General features: G+C 67.5%; 6 protein-coding genes. 4 read left to right on the top strand and 2 right to left on the bottom strand.

Annotated elements, in window-relative coordinates; genetic code table 11:
• Nucleotides 1-483, top strand: a 483-nt coding sequence (locus G3N99_RS28740) for a DUF1214 domain-containing protein (RefSeq protein WP_206124080.1), incomplete at its 5' end; no start/stop codon positions are given.
• A 148-nt stretch (nucleotides 484-631) separates the two neighbouring features.
• Entirely contained in the window at nucleotides 632-4414 is a 3783-nt protein-coding gene (locus tag G3N99_RS28735) for a DUF748 domain-containing protein (RefSeq protein WP_206124079.1), read from the top strand.
• Nucleotides 4415-4473: 59 nt separating this feature from the next.
• On the opposite strand, the gene G3N99_RS28730 is transcribed toward G3N99_RS28735, so the two are convergent.
• Nucleotides 4474-4698 (bottom strand): hypothetical protein, encoded by a 225-nt coding sequence (locus tag G3N99_RS28730; protein WP_174941949.1) that lies wholly within the window; start codon nucleotides 4696-4698, stop codon nucleotides 4474-4476.
• 312 nt (nucleotides 4699-5010) lie between these two features.
• Between G3N99_RS28730 and G3N99_RS28725 the strand changes: the two genes are divergently transcribed.
• Nucleotides 5011-6690, top strand: a complete 1680-nt coding sequence (locus G3N99_RS28725) for an alkaline phosphatase family protein (protein ID WP_206124078.1) — start codon at nucleotides 5011-5013, stop codon at nucleotides 6688-6690.
• A gap of 91 nt (nucleotides 6691-6781) precedes the next feature.
• On the opposite strand, the gene G3N99_RS28720 is transcribed toward G3N99_RS28725, so the two are convergent.
• The gene (locus G3N99_RS28720) at nucleotides 6782-7678 is read right to left on the bottom strand and encodes a LysR substrate-binding domain-containing protein (RefSeq protein ID WP_206124077.1); all 897 of its coding nucleotides are present in this window, start codon (nucleotides 7676-7678) and stop codon (nucleotides 6782-6784) included.
• A gap of 161 nt (nucleotides 7679-7839) precedes the next feature.
• Between G3N99_RS28720 and G3N99_RS28715 the strand changes: the two genes are divergently transcribed.
• Nucleotides 7840-8673 (top strand): ABC transporter permease subunit, encoded by an 834-nt coding sequence (locus tag G3N99_RS28715; RefSeq protein ID WP_206124076.1) that lies wholly within the window; start codon nucleotides 7840-7842, stop codon nucleotides 8671-8673.
• Nucleotides 8674-8768: the final 95 nt, after the last annotated feature.

Below are 8768 nucleotides of genomic sequence, written 5' to 3'. Positions count from 1 at the left end.
GCCGTTCTTGCCGGCTGGAGCTGGATCGGCGACACAGCCGGCAAGTACGGCCAGGACTACACGCTGCGCGCGTACGCGGCCTACACGCAGTTCGGCACCGCGACGCGCGACGACGAAACGCTCGCGGTCGTGCGCGTCGACAGCGACGGCCATCCGCTGAACGGCGCGAACCGCTACGTGCTGCATTTCGCGCCGGGCGCGCTGCCGCCGGCGCGTGCGTTCTGGACGCTGACACCCTATTCGACGAACGGCGCGCTGCCCGACGTCGGGTCGGCGCGCCGCTCGCTCGGCGATCGCGACCGCCTGCGCCGCAACCACGACGGCTCGATCGACATCGCCGTGTCGGCATCGCCGGGCGGCACGCATGCGGCCAACTGGCTGCCGGCGCCGCGCACTGATTTCGCACTCGCATTGCGCCTGTACGTACCGAAGCCGCAGGCGAGCGACGGGTCGTGGATGCCGCCCGTCGTCGTCCGGAAATGAACGGATGACCGGCGGCGCTGTCCGACCGGCGGGCGCGACGGCGCCCGAACCCCGTACCGTCACCTCCTGAGCCTATACTTTCGGGATAGCGTGCGCGGCCGCCCGGTTGTCCGGTGCGGCCCGGCACCCCATCCCGAGGCATTCAAGCATGGCAAGCGCAGACAAAGAAACCGTATCCTCGACCCTCCATGCCCTCGGTGGCGTTGCACGCTCGCGCCGGACCCGGCGCATCGGCATCGGCCTGCTGATCTTCATCGTTTTATTCGGACTGCTCGGGTTCTTCGCGGCGCCGCCGCTGATCCGCCATATCGCCGAACAGCAGTTGAGCAAGCAGCTCGACCGGCCGGCCACGATCCAGCGCATCGCGCTGAACCCGTACACGCTGAACCTCGAAGCCGACGGCATCCATCTCGGCGACAAAGGCGGGCAGGGCGACTTCATCGACATCGCGAAGCTCGTCGTGCGGCCGTCGTGGTCGTCGCTGTTCCGCGGCGCGCCGATCGTCAATGAAGTCCGCCTCGACTCGCCGCGCTTTCATATCGTCCGCTACGACGCGCAGCGCTTCAACTTCACCGACCTGATCGAGAAGTTCTCGACGCCGTCGCCCAAACCCGAAAGCAAGCCGACGCAGTTCTCGGTGTCGAACATCCAGGTCAACAACGGCCGGATCGATTTCGACGACCGTCTGCTGAACGAAAAGCACGTCGTCGACAACTGGACGCTCGGCATTCCGTATATCGCGACGCTGGCCTCGAAGACCGACATCTTCGTCCAGCCGAAGCTGCGCGCGCGCTTCGACGGCAGCCCGATCGCGATCGACGGCAAGACCAAGCCGTTCGCGCAGTCGCGCGAATCGGAGATCGCACTGAAATTCGACGGCCTCGACGTGCCGAAGCTGATCTCGTACGTGCCGGCGAAACTGCCGGTGGCCGTGACGAGCGGCCTGCTGAGCAGCGACCTCAAGGTCAATTTCGTGATGAGCGGCGAGACGCCCGCGCTGCGCGTATCGGGCACCGTCGACCTGAACGACGCGAAGGTGACGGACCACGCGTCCGCGCCGCTGTTCGCCGCGCGCGGCGTGCACGTCGCGGCGGCCAGCCTCGAGCCGCTGCGCAACGCGATGCACTTCGACGAGATCCGGATCGACCAGCCGGTGGTCGACCTGTCGCGCGACAAGCAGGGCGTGCTGAACGTCGAGAAGCTCGCCGCACAGCCGGCAACCGCATCGAAGGCCGCCGAAGGCAAGCCGACGGCGTCGGGCGCCGCGGCCGCTTCCGCCGCTGCCGAAGCCACCGCCAGCGGCGCCAAGGCCGAAGCCGACGCGAAGGAGGCGCCGCCGCTCGACCTGACGATCCGCCATTTCGCGATCGACGGCGGCACGGTCAACGTCGACGACCGCGTGCCGGCGACGCCGACCGCGCTGTCGCTCACGAAGCTCGCCGCGACGCTCGACGGCTTCTCGATGCAGGGCAAGACGCCCGCGAAATACACGCTGTCGACGTCGCTGTCGCGCGGCGGCGACGTGACCGCCGAAGGCACGTTCAATCTCGCGGAGAAGCAGGTCGAGAGCAAGCTGACGGTCGCCGCACTCGCGCTGCCGGCGCTGCAGCCGTACCTCGGCGAGGCGACGCGTGCGCGCGTGCTCGACGGCACGCTCGGCGCGACCGTCAACGCGAAGGCCGACTGGGGCAAGACGCCGCTCGCCGCGCAGGTCGCCGACAGCACGGTCAGCCTGAAGTCGCTGAAGATCGCGACGCCCGACGCGAAGGCCCCCGCGATCGTGCTGCCCGACGCGAGCGCGAAGATCGCGAAGGTCGACGTGGCCACGCGCACCGCGGAGATCGGGAGCGTCGACGTCAGCGGGCTCGCGCTCGACGTGCAGCGCCTGAAGGACGGCAAGATCGACCTCGCGGCGCTGGCCGAACCCGCGCAGGCGTCGGTGCCGAAGCGCACGGTCGCGCGCAAGGCCGAGGCCGCAGCACCGTCGTGGCATTACCGGATCGATGCGTTGAACGTGAAGGAATCGTCCGCGAACTTTACCGACCTGACGACGCCGCGCCCGGTGAAGCTGGCGATCAAGCCGCTGGACCTGTCGGTGCAGAAGATCAGCGACGACATGACGAAGCCGCTGCCGGTGCAGCTGAAGGCGACGCTGAACCGCAAGGGCTCGCTGAACGTGACGGGCGACGTGACCGCGCAGCCGCTGAAGCTCGGCCTGAAGATCAACGGCAACCGCCTCGACGCGGCCGCGTTCGAGCCGTACTTCGGCAGCGCGCTGAACGCGACGATCGCAAGCGCCTTGCTCAACGCGCAGGGCAACCTGACGTTCGCGCAGGTGAAGGACGCGCCGCGTGCGACCTATCGCGGCGACGTCGCGCTCGTCGACGTGCGGATGCTCGACAAGGCGACCTCCGACCCGTTCGCGGGCTGGCGCTCGCTCGCACTGACGAACCTGAAGGCGAACTACGACGAGAAGGGCACCGACGTCGATGCCGCGCGCGTGACGTTCTCGAACTTCTACGGCCGCGTGCTGCTCGACGCGCAAGGGCGCCTGAACCTGAAGGACGTGGTCGCGAAGCAATCGGGCCCCGCGCAATCGCTCACGCGTGACGCGAGCAAGGGCGAGCCGGTGCCGCTGTCGCCGCAGGCCGCATCGGCGCCGGCAGTCGCACCGCAAGCGTCCGCGCCGGCCGCCGCATCGGCGACGGTCGTCGTGAAGGCCGCGACGCCGCCGCAGAACCCGGTGCGCATGCACTTCGGCGAGTTGCTGCTGCAGAACGGCCGCGTCACGTACACCGACAACTTCATCAAGCCGAACTACACGGCGAACCTCGTCGCGATCAAGGGCACGGTCGGCGCGTTCGGCACGGATTCGACGACGTCCGCGCCGGTCGACGTCGCCGCGAACCTCGCGGGCAACGGGCCGATTTCGATCAAGGGTTCGGTGAACCCGCTGATCGACAAGCCGGCGCTGGACCTCACCGCGACCGCGCACGACATCGAGCTGACCAACCTGACGCCGTACTCGGCGAAGTACGCGGGCTACCCGATCACGAAGGGCAAGCTCAACGTCGACCTGCATTACGCGCTCGAGAACGACCAGTTGAAGGCGAACAACCACATCTTCATCGACCAGCTCACGTTCGGCGACCATGTGGAGAACGACACGGCGACCAAGCTGCCGGTGAAACTCGCGATCTCGCTGCTGAAGAACACGCGCGGCCAGATCGACGTGAACCTGCCGGTGTCGGGCTCGCTGTCGAATCCGGAGTTCAGCGTCGGCGGGCTGATCTGGCGCGCGGTGCTGAACCTGATCGCGAAGGCCGTCACGTCGCCGTTCTCGCTGCTCGCGCACGCGTTCGGCAGCGGTGGCGAGGATCTCGGCTACGTCGAATTCGCGCCGGGCTCGTACCAGCTCGACGACGCGCAGCAGAAGAAGCTCGACACCGTCGTGAAGATGCTGACCGAGAAGCCGTCGATCCGCCTCGACCTGATCGGCCGCGTCGATCCGACCAAGGACACGTCGGGGCTCGGCGATGCGTACGTCGATCGGCTGGTGCGCCAGCAGAAGCTGAAGGACGTGGTCGGGCAGGGCGAGAGCATCGACCCGATGTCGGTGAAGGTCGAGCCGGCCGAGTACAGCAAGTACCTGACGCGCGCGTACAAGGCGGCCGACTTCAAGAAGCCGCGCAACCTGATCGGCCTGCAGAAGTCGCTGCCCGACGCCGACATGAAGAAGGCGCTCGCCGAACATGCGCCGGCCGACGACAACGCGCTGCGTGCGCTCGCGCAGCAGCGCGCGCAGGCGGTGCGCCAGTACCTCGACGGGAAGATCGATTCGAGCCGCGTGTTCGTCGTCGCGCCGAAGCTCGATGCGAAGGGCATCGACGACAAGGGCGCGACCACCCGCGTCGACTTCGGCCTGCAGTAAGCAGGCTATCCGCTGCCGCTGCGTCCGTTCATCCGTTCGGGCGCGGCGGCGCGTTTCCTTCAGCGCGCGGCGATCGCCGGTTCTACGCGCTTGCCCAGCTCCTTCTTCGCGGCCAGCGGCAGACGCGCGTCGTCCCACTGCGCCAGCCATTCGACTTCCTTCGCCGTAAACACCTGTCCGTAGTTGCGCAACGCGTACTGCAACGCGTCGACGACGTGGTGGCGAATGATTTCGGGGGTGCGTGCATCGTCCAGCACGAACCGGAGGGCTTCCAGGGTCGACATACTCGTGCTCCGGGTCAGGGAAAACCCTTTATCACACGCCAATAGTCGCGCGCCAAGCCGGAAAAAAAATCGCGTGGCCGCGTTGCCGTGCGAACGTTTTGACCGATGCACCGACGTAGTGCCGGCAGGTGAGCGCGCATGTCGCAACGTGCGCCAGGTCACCGTGCTGTGCGACCGATTCGTGTCACTTGCGATTGGTTACGTTTGATAGAAAACAGAAAGCCCCGCTTCATGCGAGCGACCCACGGCGCGGCCATATTCTTGCGCGCCTGATGGCAAGTCACGCAGTTCAACGTCAATCGATGAGGTGGGGTGATCATGTCTTTCCTTGGTAAGCAGCGGAAGTTGGTGGCGATGGTGGCGGGCGCGCTGGCGCTCGCCGGCGCGGGTGCGCATGCGGCGCAGCAGGACGGCAACAGTCAGGGCGAGGACCGCGGCCACGCGAACCGCGTCGTGAAGCACGTGCTGCTGATCAGCGTCGACGGCCTGCACGAGCAGGATCTCGCGCGCTGCATCGGCGCGAACACGTGCCCGAACATCGCGGTGCTCGCGAAAAGCGGCGTGACGTACACGAATGCCTATACGCCTGGCCTGTCGGATTCGTTCCCGGGCCTCGCCGCGCTCGTGACGGGCGGCTCGCCGAAGACGGCCGGCCTGTTCTACGACGTGTCGTACGACCGCAACCTGTATGCGCCGGGCGATACGAGCTGTTCGGGCAAGCAGGGCTGGAACGTCGTGTTCGACGAAACGACCGGCATCGACGCCGAGAACGGCGGCGCGCTCGTTCACCTGAACGGCGGCGGCGCATTCAACCCGCAGGCGATCCCGAACGCGAAGGTCAACGGCAAGTGCGTGCCGATCTATCCGCACAACTACGTGAAGACCAACACCGTGTTCGAGGCCGTGAAGGCCGGCATCCCGAAGGCGACCACGGCGTGGGCCGACAAGCACGCATGGGGCTACGACTGGCTGAACGGGCCGTCGGGCACCGGCGTCGACGATCTCGCGCGCACCGAGATCAACTCGATCGACCCGGCCACGGGCACGAACTACACGGACGTCTATTCGCACACCGCGCGCTTCGACAACCTGCACGTGCAGGCGCTGATCAACCAGATCGGCGGCCGCGACTCGACGGGCACCAAGAGCGCGCCGGTGCCGACGCTGTTCGGCGCCGACTTCCAGACGCTCAGCGTCGCGCAGAAGGCGACGGTCGCGACGGGCGGCGGCTATCTCGATGCGAACTTCACGCCGAACGGGCAGGTCGCGAACGCGATCACGTACGTCGACAACTCGATCGGTTATATCGTCGCGGCGCTGAAGCAGGCGAACCTGTATTCGTCGACGGCCGTGATCGTCACGTCGAAGCATGGCCAGTCGCCGACCGATCACACGAAGCTCGTGAAGAACGGCGACACGCTGTCGAAGCTGCTCGAAACGAACAACTACCTCGACCCGAACGGCAACTTCGGCCAGAACAATACGAACACGGGCAACCTGAACGACGGCTCCGGCCTGGTCGACACGGGCTTCGTGCAGACCGACGACGTCGGCCTGATCTGGCTGCGCGACCGCAACCAGCGCACGGCCGTGGTGCAGACGCTGAAGGCGAACCTGGGCTGCAACGCGCCGGGGATCTGCGCGGACGGCTCGCAGGCGTACATCCTGTACGGCGCGGCGCTCGCCGAGCGCTTCGGCGATCCGGCCAACGGCCGCACGCCGGACATCATCGTCCAGCCGAATCCGGGCGTGATCTACACGTCGAGCACGAAGAAGGACGAGGAGCACGGCGGCAACGCGCCGGATGACAGCCACCTCGGCCTGCTCGTGTCGTATCCGGGCCTGCATCGCGCACGCACGGTGACCGACACGGTCGGCACGAAGCAGGTCGCGCCGACGATCCTCGGGCTGCTCGGCGCCGACCCGCGCCTGCTGCACGCGGTGGTCGCCGAGGGCACGGAAGTGCTGCCGGGGCTCGGTATCCGCCGCTGACGGCGACAGCCGGACGCCGCCACCCGGCGAGGTCCGGCAAGGCGGGGCGCGCGGCGGCGCGCGTCCCGTCGCATGACGCATGCGGGCCGGCTTACGCCGGCGCGCATTCGTCCAGCATCCATTCCCTGAAGTGCCGCAATGCTTCGCTCGTATCGAGGCGCTCCGGCGCGTAGCACAGGTAGTGCCCCTGCGCGTCGACCTCGACGGGCGCGTCGAACGGTTCGACGAGCGTGCCGGCCGCGAGATTGTCCGCGATCAGGAAACGCGGCACGAGCGCGAGCCCGAGGCCCGCCTGCGCGGCCTGGATCAGCACCGAATACTGCTCGAAGCGCGGCCCGGCAAGCGCGTTCATCTGCGTCGCGCGATGGCGTTCCGCCCACGCGGACCACGCGATTTCCGCCTGTTCGTGCACGAGGCGCGGCGCCGCGACGGCGTCGGCGGGGGTGCGCAACGCGTGCCGCTCGCCGAATTCACGCGTACAGACCGGCACGAAGGTCCGGCCGTCCAGGTAATCGCTTCGCACCCCTTCCCATGCGCCGTCGCCATAGCGGATCGCCGCGTCGAGTCCGAACGGAAAGATGTCGCCGTGCGCGAGATGGCGGCGAAAGCTCAACGTGACGCCCGGCGCGACGGCGAGGAAGCGCGAGAGCCGCGGCACGAGCCACTTGGTCGTAAACGTCGGCACGCTGGCGATCGTCAGCAGGTCGCCGTTTTCGCGTGCGCTCAGCAGTTCGATCGACGCGTTGCCGATCTCGCGCAGCGGGCCGGCGACGCGTGCGTGGTACACCTGCCCGGCACGCGTGAGCACGAGGCTGCGCCCCTCGCGCACGAACAGCTTCACGCCGAACAGTGCCTCGAGATTCGCGATCTGCCGGCTGACCGCGCTGGGCGTCAGGCCCAGTTCGCGGGCCGCGTAGGAGAAATTCAGGTACTTCGCAGAACAGGTGAATGCGTGCAGTTCCGAGACGTTCGGATACAGGTGCTTCATCGCGACTATTCCTTCGGCGCACAGATCGATGCGGGCTTTGTACGTTTTTTTCATGACGATGCCATGTCGGATCCGCACACTGCGGCCATCCAGAAAACGCGTGACAGCCCCGCCCGGCGGGCATTGCGCGGTGTCTTCGTCTCCTGTCCGCGAGTGTTTCCATGCCTGCGTCTACCGCCCCGGCCCTGGCCGATGGTGTTCCGATTTCGCGTAACAGGCCGGTGCGTCCGAGCGCCGGACGTTTCTTGCTGCACGCGCTCGTCGCGGTATTCGGGCTCTACCTGCTGCTGCCGATTGCGCTGCTGCTGATCGGCTCGGTGGGCCAGTCGTGGACGAACACGCTGCTGCCGACCGGTTTCACCGGGCACTGGTTCGCCGACCTGGCCGGGAATCGCAGCTTTACCCGCGCATTCGGCGTGAGCCTGACGGTGGCGCTGGCGTGCTGCGCGCTCAACGCGCTGGTCGGCCTGCCGCTGGCCTATGCGCTGCATCACCGCGCGCAGGCCGGACGCGGCATGGCGACGCGCGTCGTGATGCTGATGCCGGTGGCCGTGCCCGCGCTGACGCTCGGCTTCGGCTACATCGCGATCTTCAGCGGCGACACGCTGCCGCTGATGATCGCGGCCCACGCGGTGCTGACGCTGCCGTACCTGCTGCAGACGCTGCTCAGCGATCTGCGCCACCTCGGGCTCGCGCGCCTCGAGGCCTGCGCGGCGACGCTCGGTGCGACGCCGCTGCGCCAGTTCTTCACGATCGTGCTGCCGAACCTGCGGCACAGCCTGTTTTCCGGCCTCGTGATGGTGGCCGCGCTGTCGATCGGCGAATTCCAGATCTCGAACCTGATCGCCGGCTTCCGCTACCGCAACTATCCGATCGTGCTGCTGCAGGCGTTCTACGGCGCGTCGGGGATGGCATGCGCGGCCACCGTCGTGCTGCTCGTCCTCGCCGTGCTGGCGACGCTCGTGTCGGTCGGCACCGTGCAACGTATGAAGTGAGTCCGTCATGAGTCTCGAGTTCGAACACGTCAGTTTCCAGTATCCCGGCGCGCGGCACGGCGTCGACGACGTCACGCTGTCCGCCGCGCAAGGCA

The sequence above is a fragment of the Burkholderia sp. Ac-20392 genome (assembly GCF_017104585.1).
Classification (GTDB): domain Bacteria; phylum Pseudomonadota; class Gammaproteobacteria; order Burkholderiales; family Burkholderiaceae; genus Burkholderia; species Burkholderia lata.
Note: the sequence above shows the minus strand (reverse complement) of the source record. Positions and strands in the feature narration are given on the sequence as shown.

Coding starts and splice junctions, on each gene's coding strand:
- G3N99_RS28735 (WP_206124079.1), top strand. CDS start 632: ATGGCAAGCGCAGACAAAGAAACCGTATCCTCGACCCTCCATGCCCTC.
- G3N99_RS28730 (WP_174941949.1), bottom strand. CDS start 4,698: ATGTCGACCCTGGAAGCCCTCCGGTTCGTGCTGGACGATGCACGCACC.
- G3N99_RS28720 (WP_206124077.1), bottom strand. CDS start 7,678: ATGAAGCACCTGTATCCGAACGTCTCGGAACTGCACGCATTCACCTGT.
- G3N99_RS28715 (WP_206124076.1), top strand. CDS start 7,840: ATGCCTGCGTCTACCGCCCCGGCCCTGGCCGATGGTGTTCCGATTTCG.